At 39.8% G+C, this 15,105-nt stretch carries 16 protein-coding genes and 1 tRNA gene; 11 read left to right on the forward strand and 6 right to left on the reverse strand.

The features are described from left to right. Nucleotides 1–19 precede the first annotated feature (19 nt). Nucleotides 20–1,387: a sodium-dependent transporter gene (locus tag T543_RS02565; RefSeq protein WP_081829917.1), complete on the reverse strand. Its 1,368-nt coding sequence runs from the start codon at nucleotides 1,385–1,387 to the stop codon at nucleotides 20–22. A 147-nt stretch (nucleotides 1,388–1,534) separates the two neighbouring features. On the opposite strand from T543_RS02565, the gene T543_RS02570 reads away from it, so the two are divergent. The 7 genes from T543_RS02570 to T543_RS02600 all read left to right on the forward strand — a co-directional run bounded on the left by T543_RS02570 (nucleotide 1,535) and on the right by T543_RS02600 (nucleotide 5,143). Then, entirely contained in the window at nucleotides 1,535–1,780 is a 246-nt protein-coding gene (locus T543_RS02570) for a GIY-YIG nuclease family protein (RefSeq protein WP_035765367.1), read from the forward strand. 57 nt (nucleotides 1,781–1,837) lie between these two features. Further along, a tRNA-Pro gene (locus tag T543_RS02575) sits at nucleotides 1,838–1,911 on the forward strand. A gap of 309 nt (nucleotides 1,912–2,220) precedes the next feature. After that, nucleotides 2,221–2,433, forward strand: a complete 213-nt coding sequence (locus T543_RS02580; protein ID WP_035765370.1) for a hypothetical protein — start codon at nucleotides 2,221–2,223, stop codon at nucleotides 2,431–2,433. 157 nt (nucleotides 2,434–2,590) lie between these two features. Beyond that, entirely contained in the window at nucleotides 2,591–3,031 is a 441-nt protein-coding gene (locus T543_RS02585) for a LytTR family DNA-binding domain-containing protein (protein ID WP_035765373.1), read from the forward strand. Next, complete coding sequence (locus T543_RS02590; protein ID WP_035765376.1) at nucleotides 3,032–3,496, forward strand: DUF3021 family protein; 465 nt, start codon at nucleotides 3,032–3,034, stop codon at nucleotides 3,494–3,496. It begins immediately after the preceding gene. Between the two features lie 91 nt (nucleotides 3,497–3,587). Next, entirely contained in the window at nucleotides 3,588–4,280 is a 693-nt protein-coding gene (locus tag T543_RS02595) for an ABC transporter ATP-binding protein (RefSeq protein ID WP_035765379.1), read from the forward strand. A gap of 71 nt (nucleotides 4,281–4,351) precedes the next feature. Beyond that, nucleotides 4,352–5,143, forward strand: coding sequence for an ABC transporter permease subunit (locus T543_RS02600; protein WP_035765381.1), 792 nt, complete (start codon nucleotides 4,352–4,354; stop codon nucleotides 5,141–5,143). Nucleotides 5,144–5,176: 33 nt separating this feature from the next. On the opposite strand, the gene T543_RS02605 is transcribed toward T543_RS02600, so the two are convergent. The 3 genes from T543_RS02605 to T543_RS02615 are packed head-to-tail and all read right to left on the reverse strand — an operon-like array spanning nucleotide 5,177 to nucleotide 9,817. After that, nucleotides 5,177–7,363, reverse strand: coding sequence for an ATP-binding cassette domain-containing protein (locus T543_RS02605; RefSeq protein ID WP_035765384.1), 2,187 nt, complete (start codon nucleotides 7,361–7,363; stop codon nucleotides 5,177–5,179). 27 nt (nucleotides 7,364–7,390) lie between these two features. Then, the gene (locus T543_RS02610; protein WP_051638478.1) at nucleotides 7,391–9,583 is read right to left on the reverse strand and encodes an NHLP family bacteriocin export ABC transporter peptidase/permease/ATPase subunit; all 2,193 of its coding nucleotides are present in this window, start codon (nucleotides 9,581–9,583) and stop codon (nucleotides 7,391–7,393) included. A 9-nt stretch (nucleotides 9,584–9,592) separates the two neighbouring features. After that, complete coding sequence (locus tag T543_RS02615) at nucleotides 9,593–9,817, reverse strand: hypothetical protein (RefSeq protein WP_035765385.1); 225 nt, start codon at nucleotides 9,815–9,817, stop codon at nucleotides 9,593–9,595. A 147-nt stretch (nucleotides 9,818–9,964) separates the two neighbouring features. On the opposite strand from T543_RS02615, the gene T543_RS02620 reads away from it, so the two are divergent. Then, entirely contained in the window at nucleotides 9,965–10,780 is an 816-nt protein-coding gene (locus T543_RS02620) for a hypothetical protein (RefSeq protein ID WP_035765387.1), read from the forward strand. Between the two features lie 160 nt (nucleotides 10,781–10,940). Here the strand turns inward: T543_RS02620 and T543_RS02625 are convergent, their stop codons facing one another. Next, a complete protein-coding gene (locus T543_RS02625) occupies nucleotides 10,941–11,318 on the reverse strand; it encodes a hypothetical protein (RefSeq protein ID WP_035765390.1) in 378 nt (125 codons plus the stop codon). A gap of 235 nt (nucleotides 11,319–11,553) precedes the next feature. On the opposite strand from T543_RS02625, the gene T543_RS02630 reads away from it, so the two are divergent. Genes T543_RS02630 through T543_RS02640 form a run of 3 tightly spaced genes read left to right on the forward strand, consistent with a single transcriptional unit; the run spans nucleotide 11,554 to nucleotide 14,139 of the window. Then, nucleotides 11,554–12,555 carry an energy-coupling factor ABC transporter permease gene (locus T543_RS02630; protein ID WP_035765393.1) on the forward strand — a complete coding sequence of 334 codons (1,002 nt, stop codon included), beginning with the start codon at nucleotides 11,554–11,556 and terminating at the stop codon, nucleotides 12,553–12,555. Between the two features lie 11 nt (nucleotides 12,556–12,566). Next, a complete protein-coding gene (cbiQ, locus tag T543_RS02635) occupies nucleotides 12,567–13,358 on the forward strand; it encodes a cobalt ECF transporter T component CbiQ (RefSeq protein ID WP_035765395.1) in 792 nt (263 codons plus the stop codon). 40 nt (nucleotides 13,359–13,398) lie between these two features. Continuing rightward, nucleotides 13,399–14,139, forward strand: a complete 741-nt coding sequence (locus tag T543_RS02640; RefSeq protein ID WP_035765398.1) for an energy-coupling factor ABC transporter ATP-binding protein — start codon at nucleotides 13,399–13,401, stop codon at nucleotides 14,137–14,139. A gap of 83 nt (nucleotides 14,140–14,222) precedes the next feature. Here T543_RS02640 and T543_RS02645 read toward each other — a convergent pair whose 3' ends face one another. Continuing rightward, nucleotides 14,223–15,101, reverse strand: coding sequence for an aldose 1-epimerase family protein (locus T543_RS02645; protein ID WP_035765400.1), 879 nt, complete (start codon nucleotides 15,099–15,101; stop codon nucleotides 14,223–14,225). Nucleotides 15,102–15,105: the final 4 nt, after the last annotated feature.

Genomic DNA, 15,105 nt, shown 5'->3' on the forward strand with positions numbered 1-15,105 from the left:
TTTTTATAAGCGCAATGAATTACATGTGGATAATATTAAGTACGTTTAGTATTGAGCTGATAAGGATTATCACTATAAATACAGGTGCTATATATTTTATCATGAATTTAAAAATCTTCTTCCTGCGGAATGGATGTCCGTTAAGCTCAACCTCTTCCTCAAGTTTTTCAACTGTCATATATTTAGTCACAAGGAAGCAGATTGCAAGTGCTGCAATAGGCATCATGATTGAGTTTGTAAGGAAATCAAAAAAGTCGAGGAACTGCATTCCAAGGATCCTTACATTAGCAAGCGGACCGTTTCCTAGTGAAGAGAGGCTTCCAAGGAAGATCATAATAACGCCCATAAATACAGTTGCTCTTCTTCTGCTCCACTTGAATTCATCAGTAAAAGTTGATACCGCACTTTCTGTCAGCGCGATGGCACTTGTCACAGCAGCAAAAAGAACCAGTGCAAAGAATAATACACCTATTACTCTTCCAATTCCTATGCTTGCAAAAATCTTGGGCATCGTAATAAACATTAGTGATGGTCCCTGATTAAGCATTTTTCCGTCACCATCTGAGAATGCGAATACAGCAGGGATTATCATAAGGCTCGCAAGTATAGCGATAGCAGTATCAAATATCTCAACCTGCTTTGTGGATTCATCTATACTTACTTCCTTTTTTACATAAGAACCGAATGTTATAAGTATACCCATCGCAATTGAAAGCGAATAAAACATCTGACCCATGGCGGTAACTACTGTCATAAATGAAAAATGCTTCACATCAGGAATAAACAGATATTTTACACCCTCAAGCGCACCGGGTCTTGTTACTGTGTACACGCAGATAATAAGTGCAAGTACAACAAGTATCGGCATCATTATCTTGGATACTCTCTCGATTCCGTTTCTTACACCCATGAAAATAACACTAAGCACAAGAAGCGAAAAAATGATAAACCATATCTCTGACCTTACTCCATCTGTAATAAAGCCTGTAAAAAAGTCTTCACCTGCAACAACCTGCGCGCTTGATACAATATAAGCATACAGGTATTTGCAAACCCAGCCTCCTATAACAGAATAATAAGGAACAATAAGAATTGGTATTATCGCATTGATCCAGCCACCTGCGTGCATGAGCTTATTGTCTGAAAGTGCCTCAAATGCACCTACAGGACTCCTTTTAGTGGAACGACCGATCGCGGTTTCTGCAATGATCATCGTATAACCAAAAGTAACTGCAAGAATAATATAGACAAGAAGGAATATTCCTCCTCCATACTTTGCACAAAGATATGGAAATCTCCATATATTACCAAGTCCTACGGATGCTCCGGCTGCTGAAAGGACGAATCCGATCTTTCCGGAAAATGAACTTCTTTTCTCTTTCAAAATACTGACCTCCAAATAAAAATACGCTTGAATTATATCAGATTTTTATACAGTATGGTCTTAATTTTTGTTTTACATTAAAATGTTGTACAGATTCTTGTTTTTTCAAAAAATACGGGAATATAGAGAAATGTGAAAAAGGACAGATCTATGCATTATACTTATATCGTTAAATGCGCAGATAACACACTATACTGCGGATACACCAACAATCTGGAAAAAAGAATAGCAGACCACAATGCAGGAAAAGGCGCAAAATACACAAAGTCCCGTCTTCCTGTTACCCTGGTCTATCATGAAGAATTTGAAACAAAAGAGCAGGCAATGAGCCGTGAATGGCACATAAAGCAGCTTAGCAGAAAGGCAAAGCTTTCCCTTATCCAAGGAAAGTCTTGACATCACATCAGCCTTATTGTAATATACAATTTGCTGTTAATTATTTCTATTAGTTAACGGGGCGTGGCTCAGTTTGGTAGAGCGCGGCGTTCGGGACGCCGAGGTCGCAGGTTCGAATCCTGTCGCCCCGATTTTTTTATGCCTTTTTCTAACTTTTTCCATTTTTCCCAAGTTTAACTGAATGCGAATACTTGATGAAGAAGAAAGCATCAAGTACGGCATAAAATATTCCGAATCCAAGAAAGACACCTGTCAGTTCAAGTTTGAACATAAACATGTTTCAAATCGTGCAGAAACACGATTTGAATTCTACCATGAATATGAAAAAACAGAAAGAACGATATTTTTGAAAAAATATTTTTTTAAGTGATATGTTTTAATGCTCTGAATCGTATTATATTTAGAAGGCCTTCTAAACAATACAGAAAGAGAGTTTTGACATGGAGGAAAAAGAAGCAAGGCGGATATTGGAAACATATGCTGACATGATACTTAGAATCAGCTATGGTTCGGATCAGGAGGAGACACAAATGATCACAAACCTTTCATTTGATGTTGATGGCGTTCACTACTGTCTTATGACTTTCGACACAACCCTTACTGTTGATGATCTTTTTGATATGGCTGAAGAGCTTATAACTGAGGGGAAGTAATAAACTAGCTTCTTGCAGAGAGCTACCTAAATATTGGTAGCTCTCTTTTTGGAATTGGATTCCGTAAAATAGCAATATTCTGCTTTTTTCAGTGCCGCAATTGTATATAATAAAATTATGTAAAAGCTACTGATTTCTTGACCTGAACGGAGATCACATGAAAATTGATATTCAGAAAATTGAAACCGGTGAAGACAGTATAGTAATTCGATACAAAAAAATAACTCCCGAAATGCAAAGGATAATCGGTATTTTGGAAAAATCCGATCATAAACTTTGGGGTAAAACCGAAAACGGTTCAGTGAGCATAAATATTTACGACCTTCTGTACCTTGAATCCGTGGATGATAAACTGTTTGCATATACCGGAAATACAGTCGTCAGACTCGATGGCACACTTAACGCATTTATGATGGACATTGCTGATGAAAGCTTTTTTAGATGCAGCAAATCAATGGTCATAAATGTAAATAAGGTAAAAGCCTTAAAGAGCCTTTCATCCAACAGAATAGATGCAACGATGGAAAGTGGCGAGCATATAATTATTTCAAGAAGATATGCTTCAGATTTTAGAAGGCTTTTGAAAGGAGGCAGATAAATGAAAGAGAAAAAGAAATTATCATTATGGGAGCTTTATCTTACAAAAGAAATCGGAATTGAGTTCAAGGCTTGTCTTTATTTCTTTGCCTTTTTATTTTTCTACTGCACATACCGGGTAATAAACGGCATATATGATGCAAGTATTCTTCATATGACTGAGCTTATCCTTATCTGCTATGTCATTGGATACATTCAGGTATATCTTTTATGGAATTTTGATGAAGCTGATAAACTCGGGATAAAAGAGGTCATCGGAATGGTAATCTGTACCGCAGTATATTGTGCTCTCTCATTGCTTTTTAACTGGTTTTCCAAGAGCATACTTGTTACCGCACTCTTTGCTGCTTACATTTTACTTGTGTATTTTTGCGTATATCTTATCTACAAATATAAGCGGGAAATAGATGATAAAAAGCTAAATGAAGACCTCAAATTTTTCCAGACAAAGCATAAAAGTGAATGATAGAGGATAAATAGTGCATCTTACGGGAACAGTTATTGTTCCCGTTTTTTGTTTTTGATATGAATAAAGTATAGAAGCAAGGAGGTGCAGGATGAAAGAAAACGTGATTGAAATAAGCAATCTTACAAAGAGTTACAAAAAAAACAGAGGTGTCATTGATGTCTCACTATCTGTAAAAGAAGGGGATATTTTTGGCTTCATTGGCCCAAACGGCGCGGGAAAATCAACAACTATCCGCTCTATGCTTGGATTTCTAAAAATAGATTCAGGAAATATTAAGATACTTGGCATGGATAGCATAAAAGATCATGAAAAGATATTAAAGGAAGTTGGATACATGCCCTCTGAAGCCTGGTTCTACGATTCAATGAAGGTTTCAGACGTGATCAAATATGCAGCCGATGTCAGGGGTATTGACTGCAGTAGTGAAGCGCAAATGCTATGCGAAAGACTAAAAGTTGATACAGCAAAGAAGATAAAGGAGCTTTCTTACGGAAACAGAAAAAAGGTAAGCATTGTCTGCGCGATGCAGCACAGACCAAAGCTCTTTATCTTCGATGAACCTACAGGTGGGCTGGATCCTCTTATACAGAAGAAGTTTTTTCAGCTGATAAACGAATATGTGGATCAGGGAGCAACCTGTCTGTTATCTACACATGTTCTGTCTGAGGTTGACAAGTACTGCAAAACTGCAGCAATTATGCGTGAGGGAAGGCTCACAATGCTTGAAACACCACATATAGACGATGAAACATTCCTTAGCTTCTATGAAGATGCTGAATAAAACAAACTATAGAAAAACTTGAACTAACAAGTAATCACGTAAAATTGTCAGCATTATTTTAGGAGGATAATATGAAATCTGTATTAAAAAGAGAATTACTACTTAACATGAAGAACCTGCTTATATGGAGCCTGTCAGTTGGAATACTCGGTCTTACCTGTATCCTTATGTACCAGTCAATGGAGGGCGAGATGAAGGATATGGCTGATGCCTTCTCCAATATGGGCGCTTTTTCAGAAGCCTTTGGTATGAGCACACTTAGCATAGCCACTCTTAAAGGCTATTTTGCTACTGAGATAGGAGCTGTTCACGGCCTTGGTAGTGCTATGTTTTCAGCAATTGTCGCAATCAGCATCATATCAAAAGAGGAAGATGCACATACAGGAGAATTCCTGTTTTCACTGCCTCTTTCAAGAAAAAAGATACTTCTTGCAAAGGCAATCTGCGTTGCGATCATGCTTATAGTTTTTACAGCGATATGCACCCTGTTTTACCTCGCCGGATTTGCATATCTTGGTGAAGAGATGCCAATCAAAGAATTTATGACCTTTATGGGCAGGCAGCTGCTTATGAATGCGGAAATTGCCGGTATCTGCTTTGGCCTGTCATCTCTTGCAGGGAAAAACAGAATAGGGCTCGGCCTTGGAGCTGCTCTTTTCTTCTATGCTTATGATGTACTTGGCAGAGTAATTCCTGATTTAAAGGATTACCTTTTTATAGGCCCCTTCTCTTATGCAAATGCAGCGGAAATATTCACAGATGCTCAGTTACCGAAAAAAGCTATAGTTCTTGGTATAGTTTTTCTTATCTGCGGAATATCATTTGCATTTTGGAATTATGACAAAAGAGATTTGGCAGCATAAACAAGGCGCGGAGACTAAAGTCCGCGCCTTATCTTATTCTTCGTCCACTTGCTGGCGCTTAACAAGCTCAGCAAAGTAGCCACTTTTTTTGATCAGTTCCTCATAAGTCCCGTCTTCAACAATTTTTCCGCCGTCGAGGACAATTATCCTGTCACAATTTTTGATCGTAGAGAGTCTATGAGCAATTACGATCCTTGTACAATTAAGACTATCAAGTGCATCTGACACTTTTTTCTGTGTGATATTATCAAGGGCGCTTGTCGCTTCATCAAACATAAGTATTGACGGTTTTGGAGCTATCGCCCTTGCTATCATAAGCCTTTGTTTCTGTCCTCCCGATATTCCTCCTGAGCCCTCGGTTATTACTGTAAACATGCCCATAGGCATTGCTCTTATGTCATCTGCCATTCCGGCTAGCTCTGCTGCCTCCCAGGCTTCATCCAGTGTAAGTTCAGGGTTTGATATGGTTATATTGGAATAGATATCTCCCATAAATAGAGAGCCTGTCTGCATAACCGTGCCGATCTTACTCCTTAGTGACTTAAGATCAATGGATTTCATGTCTTTCCCGTCATAGTAGATCGCACCTCTGCTTGGATGTTCAAATCCCAGCAGCAGTCGCATCAGAGTAGATTTTCCGCAGCCTGTTTTTCCGGTTATCGCAACATATTGTCCGGGTTTTATCTTTAAACTGATCCCGTCAAGAACAAAGGGCATATCTTCTGTATATCTGAATTTCAGATTGCTTATCTCTATGTTTCCCGTAAGCTTTTCTATAACCGGTTTGTTTTCAGATACTTCAGGCTCAGCTTCCATAATAGGTCTTACCATCTCAAGAATAGGATCGATCCTTGCAATCTCCGCAACCATTCCTGAAAAGGCAACAAATGCGCCGTTTACCATTCCAAAAGCAGCATTAAAAGCATAGTATTCCGGAATACCGATGTGACTTTTTATCGCAATGCCATATATGATTATTGTTCCTATAAGAGATATAGCTGTTGTCAAAACGGTGCTTACTTTTACGAAAAGAGGCGGATCGTATTTATATCCTGCCTGATCGGAATATGCCCTGCCCCATCTGGCAAAAGCCCTTCTCTCTGCACCTGCAAGCTTTATCTTTTCAATGCCTGATATAAGTGCATAGGCTAGGCCGCTCTCCTTTACCTCCAGATTCATCTGTATCCTGTTAATTCTGGCAGCGGCAAAAACCGAAGTTATATTTATGATAGTTGCAAGGATCACAACCGAAAGTGCCGGAAATGCAAGTGCCGGCGCGAACGAATATATCTGAGCGATATATATAAATGATAATATCAACGTAGTTACAGTTGACATTGCAGTACTCAGCATCTGCGTAACAAGGATATTCATGTAGCCTGTTCGTTGCGAAATATCTCCTGATGCATAATCTTTAAAAAAGCTGTTTGGAAGCATCAAAAGCCTCATCATGGTTGCCGACTCAACGCTTAGATTAAGCTTTAGCGCTATTCTTTCAAGAAAAAGATCTCTTATCGTCCCAAACAAAAGATTACTTATGGAAACGCATATCATGAAAACCGAAATAGCTATAAGTGCTCTCATATTTGAAGAAACAGCTACATCCGCAAAGAGACTTTTGTTTATTACAGGAATAAGCATTCCGACAATCGACGCGATAACTGAATAGATAAGATAAGCATATAGGCTTCCTTTATCTGTATTTTCAATGATGAAGGTGATAAGGTCTTTTATCCTCATTTTTCTCATTGGAAATGGCTTATAGAATACTATTGCTTCATCCGAAATAAGTTTTTCCGATCTGCTGTTTATCTTTACATATCTTCCGGTCTCATAGTCCATGTATTTATATCCGGTCATTCCGGAAGGAATAAGGGCAACAGGTTTTCCGCTATCTCTTAGCACGGAAAGCATCGCTCCTGATGCGTCTCTGTGCCATCCCTTTTTCAGGACAACCTCCCTTGTCATGATTCCGTAGGGTCTAAGCAGGTATTCCAATATCTCATCGATCGAATTAAGTTTATCGGGAACTTCTCTGGCTGACACGTGATAATACTTTAGAATTGAGCTGATCGCATCCTTGGTCTGCTCTCTCTCGTCATGAAGTGATGCCGTCAGCTTTTTCCCCATAACTGAACCCGCAATTCTAAGACATGTATCCTCAAAGGCTTCCATGTCTGCTCTTTCTCTCATTTCAATTTGTTCGTCAAACCAGTTCATCCAGATTCCCCTAAAACAATTTTTAGTTTATTCACTAGTAACAAGCTGCTTATAAAGGCCATCATTTGCCATAAGCATGCTGTGTGTTCCTCTCTCTACAACCTTGCCATGATCAAGGACTATGATCTCATCGCAGTCTCTTATCGTTGAGAGTCTGTGTGCCACTACAATACTGGTAATTCCTCTGTCCTTTATCGCTTTAACAACTCCGTACTCAGTCTGTGCATCCAAAGCACTGGTTGCTTCATCCATGATTATGAGTGTGGGGTCCTGCGCAAGGACTCTTGCTATTTCTATGCGTTGTTTCTGTCCGCCTGAGAGGTTATGACCGCCCTCAATGATCTTATACTGGTAGCCCCCGTCTCTGCTCATGACCTCTTCGTGAATCTGTGCATCCCTTGCAGCCAGTATCATTTCAAAATCTTCTATGGATTTGTCCCACATCTTGATATTGTTGGCAACAGTATCTTCAAAAAGTATTACGTCCTGATTTACAACCGCAACAGAGCCTCTGAATACGCCTCTTTCTATGTCACTCATTTTCCTTCCGTCAAATAAGATCTCTCCGCTCCATGGCTGATATAATCCCGAAATAAGCTTACTCAATGTACTTTTACCGCATCCGGTTGCACCCACAAAGGCGACGCTTTTGCCCGGATACAATTCCAGATTAAAGTCCTCGATAAGAGGCGGTGAAAGCTTGGAATACCCAAAACTTACATTATGCATTGAGAGTCTTCCCGAGAGCTTTGACTTATCTTCCGTCACTACCTTATCGGCATCTTCTACTGCTGAGGGATCAAGAGGATATTCCATTACATCCTCTATTCGCTCCATTTCCGTGCGCATTTCCTGAAGGCTCTGCCCTGCACTTATAAATGATTGCGCGGGTTCAAGGAACTGCAAAAAAAGCCCCTGAAACGCCATGACCGTACCTTCTGTAAATTTGCCAATCATAACAAGATACACACCAACTATAACGATGATGTTATTGGTAAGTGTCATAATAACAGTCGGGATCAAACCAAAATATGCATTTAATTTGGCGAGCTTTACATTCTGCGCATTTACACTTGCCTGATATCCTGCCCATCTGCGAAAGAACCCGTTTTCTGCGCCGCTGCTCTTTATTGTCTCTATCATTTCAACTCCGGAAACGGTAGTTGCATAGAGCTTTGCCATATCTCTCATTTGAACGCGCGTTATATTTACACGTTTTTCACTTATAATTTTTGAGAAAAACAGATTTATAAATATTGAGCTTACTCCCAGAAGGGTCATCGGAACTGAATATCCCATCATGAAAACAAGGTAAAAAAGCAGCATTGCCGCATTAATAAGCAGCGGAGCAAAGGTGTTTACAAGGACATCCGCTATCATCGCATTGGTCAGTCTTCTCTGTTCAATATCTCCCGCCATTCTCTGAGCAAAAAACTTCATCGGCAGACGAAGAACGTGCCAGAAATATGTGGTATTTCCCACAGCATCGAATTTGCCGCTTATTCTTAGCGAATAAATCGCACATATCCATTGAACTATTATCTGTATCGCTGAGATAAGAGAAAGTACCAGCAAAAATGGAACTACAAGTTTTGGATTTTTTCCTGTAAGAAGATAATCAAGGAAGAACTTTGATAGCGCGGTAGTTGTAATAACACACAAAGATGCGGTACAGGTTGTTATCGCAACAAAAGCAAAGGCTGCTCCCGTACCCTGCATCCTCTTTTTCGCAAAGCCTATTATGCTTTTCTTTTTACCTGATGGAACAAAATCGGGCCCCGGAGAAAAAAGAATTGCAACCCCGGTAAAGCCCTCGTCAAATTCTTTTTCGCTAAGGACTACTTCTCCTCTTGCAGGATCATTGACATAGGCATTTCCATTCTTAAATCCATTAAGAACTATAAAGTGATTGAAGTTCCAGTGGATAATACATGGAAAAGTTGCTTCCTTCTTGAGAGCTTCTGTCTCAAATTTGTAGCCCTGAGCCTCTAATCCGTATTCTCTTGCAGCCTTGGCGACATTGCTGGCTTTGGAGCCATCACGGGATACTCCGCAGTCCTCGCGGACCTGCTCGAGTGGTATCCACTTGTCGTAGTAAGCCATGATCATGCAAAGAGACGCAGCGCCGCATTCAAGTGCTTCCATCTGCATAATAACAGGAACCTTAGCCACGCCCTTTTCTAATGGAGACTTAATATGTTTATTTCCCCTCGTTATCATATATTCCCCTTATTCCAGAATGCACGTAATAGGTGCTACCGTCTTTTCACCATTCTCTGTATTTACATGTATTTCACCGAAAAAGCCCCAGATCATTATCCCCGCAAGAAGAATTATGGTAGATAACAGAACTATCCAGACCGAAAAAGTTGTAACCTGAATGTAGTCATTTAACTGCTCAGGTGATGAAACTCTTTCCAAACTTTTTTTACGAAAAACTGATTTGCCTTCCATGTTCTTGCCCCCTGCATAGATACTTATATTTATTTTATTGTATATCAAACCTTTTTGTCATTCATAAAATTCGTAAAAAAATTATCATAATTTAATATTTTTATTTGTGTTAATATATATCAGGTAAAAAATTATTTTGGAGGGGATATGACTTTAGACGCTTACTTTAATCCGGATTTCACGTGGCCAAAAAAGCTTATATATCTGCTTTTGGCATTCCTGTTTCTTTTGTTTAGCATACTTATGATTTTTGCAAGTACCCAGATACTTGTTCCCAGAATGTCATCAAGGCAGGAAAGGAAAGAAGCTCTTACTGAAAAATTCTACCTGCTTGTACAACTGTTTTATGAAATGATCATATCAGCGACATCCGTCATGACTTTTGCCTGCTCATATGTCATCTTAAATCACATATACACGCTTATTTTACGAGGTGAGGGAAGCGGCATATACGCTCAGTATTTTCTAAAAGCATGGGAAGGCGCAGGAGATTTCATTCTGCTTCTTCTTATATGTTTATCATGCGTTATAAACACTATCCTGGATCATCTGATCGTGCCACTTAAAAAGATCTCAAAAGAAGAAATGGCATCCGTCAGAATGCTGGCTATGTTCTACGTTATTATTACACTTGTTTGTCTTAATATAATTGGCGATGAGAGTGAATACAGTCCTGTCATGATGTATTATCTTGGCCTTATGATCGGCCGCTTCGTATATTTCGACGCATCATTTGCTGATTTTGCCAATGCCATAAAAAATACGGTCATGAAGCTCCCTCTGCTGATCCTAGGTCTCTTGGCGACAGGGCTTTTATGTTATCTTGGTTTTTATCTGGGATATCTATTGGAGCGAAACTATTATATTGTGGGGCTTATTTATACTCATCTGTTTTTCCTTGTTGCAATATTCATACTGCACCACACAAAGATACTGCAGAAGATCTTTCCAAAAATACTTTGACTTTTAATTTTTACAAAAAAATTGAACCTTTAGTTTCATTTAAGGTTCGTCGTGTATATTAACTTCAGAAACAAGAAAGAACTTGTTTCGCCCCTCATAAAAACACTTTTCTTCATAACAAAAGCCAAATCCTACGTGACAAGGATTTGGCTTTCCCCCATTAATTGGGCTCTGCTGCATTAACCGTTTCTTCGACTGTCTTTTCCTCGACAGCTGCTTCCGATCCTTTGGGCTCATTAGAAGCAGCATCTGTCTCCTCTTCATTTTCAGGATTTTGCGCTTCATCTGTTGCTTCTTCCTGAATATCTTCTGTCTTGGAAGGCTGTGCATTAGCCATCACTTCCCTCTGGACAGCCTCTGCTTCATTAGATTTCTTAATAACATCAGAAACCATCCCGGTAAGCTGTGGGTTTGCAGCAAATATCAGGATAACCGCAACCATTCCCAGAACAGCGCCTAAGATACAGTACAAAATTGTTTCCGCGATCTTCTTCGGATCCGGCTTTTTGAAATTAATATTAATTGGTAATTTTGGCATAATCTACATCCTTGTATTTGAAAACTCGATCCATCGTTACAAATTACCGGAAAATACTTTCTCAATTACAGTATAGCATTCGCAAACTCTCAGTATATTTTCATTCTGCTAATTTATTCTTAAAAAATGATAAATAATTAGCATTTTTAACCCCCAGGGGGGCTTGCGACATGGATAAATACATAATTATACTTATTGAAGATTTTTAATAAAAGGATTAAGGAGATTTTAAATTATGCATATGGCAGACGCTTTGGTTGCTCCGGCTGTTGCGGGCACCATGTATGTACTTTCTACAGGAGCTGCGGCTGTTTCCGTTAAACAGGTCCGCGAAGAAAACGATCCCAAAAAGATCCCTGTTATGGGTGTTATGGGTGCATTTGTTTTTGCAACCCAGATGCTCAACTTCACTATCCCGGGTACCGGTTCCTCAGGACATCTGTGCGGAGGAATGATGCTCTCAGCTATGCTCGGACCTTTCGCCGGATTTTTGACAATGATAGGTGTTCTTCTTGTTCAGTGCCTGTTATTTGCAGACGGAGGACTGCTGGCTCTTGGATGTAATATCTGGAACATGGCATTTTATGGGTGCTTTATAGGAGCACTTCTTATATGGAAACCCATCATGAAAAACGGCGCATCAAAACTTAAGATTTTCATTGCATCGATACTTGGATGCGTACTTACACTTCAGCTTGGCGCATTCTCAGTATCAATTGAAACACTTGCATCGAAGATCACAGAACTTCCTTTCTCCGTATTCATGTCAACAATGCAGCCCATACACCTTGCTATAGGCTTTGTTGAGGGTCTTATAACTGCCGCTGTTCTTTCATTTGTTCACGAAGCAAGACCTGAGCTCTTGTGGGGAGTCGGAACTTCTGATACTGTAAAGGAAGGAAAGCTTTCATTTAAAAATACTATCATCACTATAGCCGTTGCAGCAGCTCTTTGCGGAGGAATCGTTTCACTTTTCGCTTCTGCATTCCCTGATGGTCTTGAATGGTCCATGGAACAAGTTGCAGGAACAACAGAACTTGAGGCAGTAGGTGGAGCTTATGATGCAGCTGCCGGAATTCAGGAAGCTACATCTCTTCTTCCCGATTATGCATTTAAGGGAAGCGAATCTGCTATAGGAACAAGTTTTTCCGGCATTGTCGGTGCACTCGTAGTAATTGCTGTAACAGTCGGCGCCTGCTATGCATTTAGATTTTTCAAGAAGAAAGAAAAAGCCTGATCTATTAGTTTATGAACTCAATTGAAAGAAATTTAAACGAACTTGATAAACTACAAACTTTGCAGCAGCGTTCTCACTGGATGAACAAGCTTCATCCGCTGGGAAAGCTGCTTCTTAGTATTCTCTATATTCTGACAGTCGTTTCATTTGGAAAATATGACCTCTCTTCTCTTCTTGTCATGTCAGTATATCCGATCTTTGGCTTTATTATCGGCGAGCTGTCTTTTCGTGAAGGGTTATATAGGATGAGGCTCATACTTCCACTTGTTATATTCGTAGGTATTTTCAATCCTTTCTTTGATAAAGAAGCCCTTTTCTATATAGCTGTGAATGAAGCAGTAAAAATCCCTGTTACAGGCGGCATGGTTTCCATGATCACACTTATGCTTAAGGGATTCTTCGCTGTCTTATCGGCTTATATATTGATCGCAACGACTTCCATCGATGATATCTGCTACGCACTAAGGATTTTGCACATTCCCAAAACTGTTGTTGTCGTCATTATGCTGATCTACAGATACTTCGGTGTAATGGCCAACGAAGCAGACAGGATGGCTACGGCCTACAAGCTTAGAGCGCCCTCGCAAAAAGGAATCCATTACAAAGCATGGGGAACCTTCGTCGGTCAGTGGCTCCTTAGAAGTATGGACAAGGCGGGCATTGTTTATGAAAGCATGCTTCTTAGAGGATTTACCGGGGATTTCAAGACTCATAAAAGGAGCTTTTCCCCAACAGATGTAATATACTTTTTACTGTGGACCATCGCTTTTATCTTAATAAGGCACGGCGGTCTGTTTGGCTGATGATATAGATAGGTGAATTTAGTTTTTTAGAGGAATATTTATGCACACCGGTATACATGGAGAAATACTAAAAATCGAGCATCTTAGCTTTTCATACGAAAATGACGCTCAGGTACTTACTGATATAAATTTATCTGTTCACGACGGGGAAAGCATCGGTATTGTTGGTTCAAACGGAATCGGCAAGTCCACTCTGATGAAGCTGCTTGTTGGTCTGTATCTTGATTTTAAGGGCGAGATCACAATTGCAGGTCACCCTGTTAACAAGAAAAATCTAAATCACATAAGAGAGCATATAGGCTATGTATTTCAGGATTCTGACAGTCAGCTGTTTTTATCAACTGTCGAAGATGATGTCGCATTTGGTCCGCAGAATTACGGCCTTTCCGATGAAGATGTTGAGAAGCGTGTATCTGAAGCACTGTCAAAAGTGCATATCGAAGATCTGCGCAAAAAGCAGACCTATAAGCTATCCGGCGGCGAAAAAAAGCTTGCAGCCATAGCAACTATCCTCGCAATGGAGCCTGATATAATCATAATGGATGAACCCTCTATCGCTCTTGATCCCAGAAACCGCAAGAACCTTATTTCCATCCTGAATGAAATTAAATCCATGAAGCTGATAACCTCTCACGATCTTGATTTCATCATGGATACCTGCGAAAGAACGATCCTTTTGGACGACGGCAGGATCATAGCTGACGGAGATACGAAAGAAATACTTAGTAACGAAGAACTCCTTGTGTCTCACGGTCTCGAGCTTCCTCTCCGCCTGCAATAATCTCAGTTTTTCTATGCACAAAAATCAATGCGCCGGGATTGATATTATTATCAATCCCGGCGCATTATTTTCTTATTTACTCATTAAATTTGAATAGTGTATTCCTTTTTAAATGCTTCGCCCTTATTAAGAGTATTTCCATATTCTCTTTCTTCAAGCTTTTGACCAAAACCTACTCTATCGCATCTTCCGCACCAGGGTTCAATGCAGACAAAAGGAGCATGCTTGCCTGTTGGTGACCACAATCCAAATAATGGCATATCGAACTTAACTGTCAGGACAGTATTTCCCTTATCATCGATAAGTGCAACCTCGTCTGCCTGCTCATCCTCAACTATTAGTGCATCTCTCATAAAAAGCTCATCAGACATCTTTAATATGCCGCCGGGAATCCCATATTCTTTTACTTCATCAGAAAGGCATCCTGATCCGTCTGATGAGATAATCCCTGCTTTTACAATAGATAGCGGCTCATTATTTTTCATGAGCTTTAATGTATATGTATCAAGATCGCAGTTAAATGCAGGGTGACCTCCTATTGAAAAATACATTGTTTCGCTGTTTGTATTATTAACCTTCCACTTTACGATCACCTTGTTTTTAAGCAATTTGTAGCCTATTGTCAGCTTAAAACCAAAGGGATACTTTTTGCGGGTATCTTCATTATCTGAAAGTTCAAATGAAAGCTCATCCTCTTTATTTATGACGCAGTCGAATTCCATGTCCCTTGCAAAACCGTGCTGTCCCATCTTGTAGGTTTTGCCTGCAAAAACTGATTTCTTTTCATAATAATTGCCAACCAGAGGGAAAAGTACAGGTGACGTTCTTCCCCAAAACTCAGGGTCTGCCTGCCACATGATCTCTGTGTTTTCATTCTTTTTTATAAGGCTCTTAATCTCTGCTCCATGAGAAGAAACCGTAAGTTTTACTGCTTCATTCTCGATCACATAATTTGTACTCATACTG

The organism is Butyrivibrio sp. NC2002, from assembly GCF_000702265.1.
Taxonomy (GTDB): Bacteria; Bacillota; Clostridia; order Lachnospirales; family Lachnospiraceae; genus Butyrivibrio.

Coding starts and splice junctions, on each gene's coding strand:
- T543_RS02600 (WP_035765381.1), top strand. CDS start 4,352: ATGAAATCTGTATTAAAAAGAGAATTACTACTTAACATGAAGAACCTG.
- T543_RS02610 (WP_051638478.1), bottom strand. CDS start 9,583: ATGATAACGAGGGGAAATAAACATATTAAGTCTCCATTAGAAAAGGGC.
- T543_RS02615 (WP_035765385.1), bottom strand. CDS start 9,817: ATGGAAGGCAAATCAGTTTTTCGTAAAAAAAGTTTGGAAAGAGTTTCA.
- T543_RS02620 (WP_035765387.1), top strand. CDS start 9,965: ATGACTTTAGACGCTTACTTTAATCCGGATTTCACGTGGCCAAAAAAG.
- T543_RS02605 (WP_035765384.1), bottom strand. CDS start 7,363: ATGAACTGGTTTGACGAACAAATTGAAATGAGAGAAAGAGCAGACATG.
- cbiQ (WP_035765395.1), top strand. CDS start 12,567: ATGAACTCAATTGAAAGAAATTTAAACGAACTTGATAAACTACAAACT.
- T543_RS02645 (WP_035765400.1), bottom strand. CDS start 15,101: ATGAGTACAAATTATGTGATCGAGAATGAAGCAGTAAAACTTACGGTT.
- T543_RS02625 (WP_035765390.1), bottom strand. CDS start 11,318: ATGCCAAAATTACCAATTAATATTAATTTCAAAAAGCCGGATCCGAAG.
- T543_RS02595 (WP_035765379.1), top strand. CDS start 3,588: ATGAAAGAAAACGTGATTGAAATAAGCAATCTTACAAAGAGTTACAAA.
- T543_RS02580 (WP_035765370.1), top strand. CDS start 2,221: ATGGAGGAAAAAGAAGCAAGGCGGATATTGGAAACATATGCTGACATG.
- T543_RS02590 (WP_035765376.1), top strand. CDS start 3,032: ATGAAAGAGAAAAAGAAATTATCATTATGGGAGCTTTATCTTACAAAA.
- T543_RS02570 (WP_035765367.1), top strand. CDS start 1,535: ATGCATTATACTTATATCGTTAAATGCGCAGATAACACACTATACTGC.
- T543_RS02640 (WP_035765398.1), top strand. CDS start 13,399: ATGCACACCGGTATACATGGAGAAATACTAAAAATCGAGCATCTTAGC.
- T543_RS02630 (WP_035765393.1), top strand. CDS start 11,554: ATGCATATGGCAGACGCTTTGGTTGCTCCGGCTGTTGCGGGCACCATG.
- T543_RS02585 (WP_035765373.1), top strand. CDS start 2,591: ATGAAAATTGATATTCAGAAAATTGAAACCGGTGAAGACAGTATAGTA.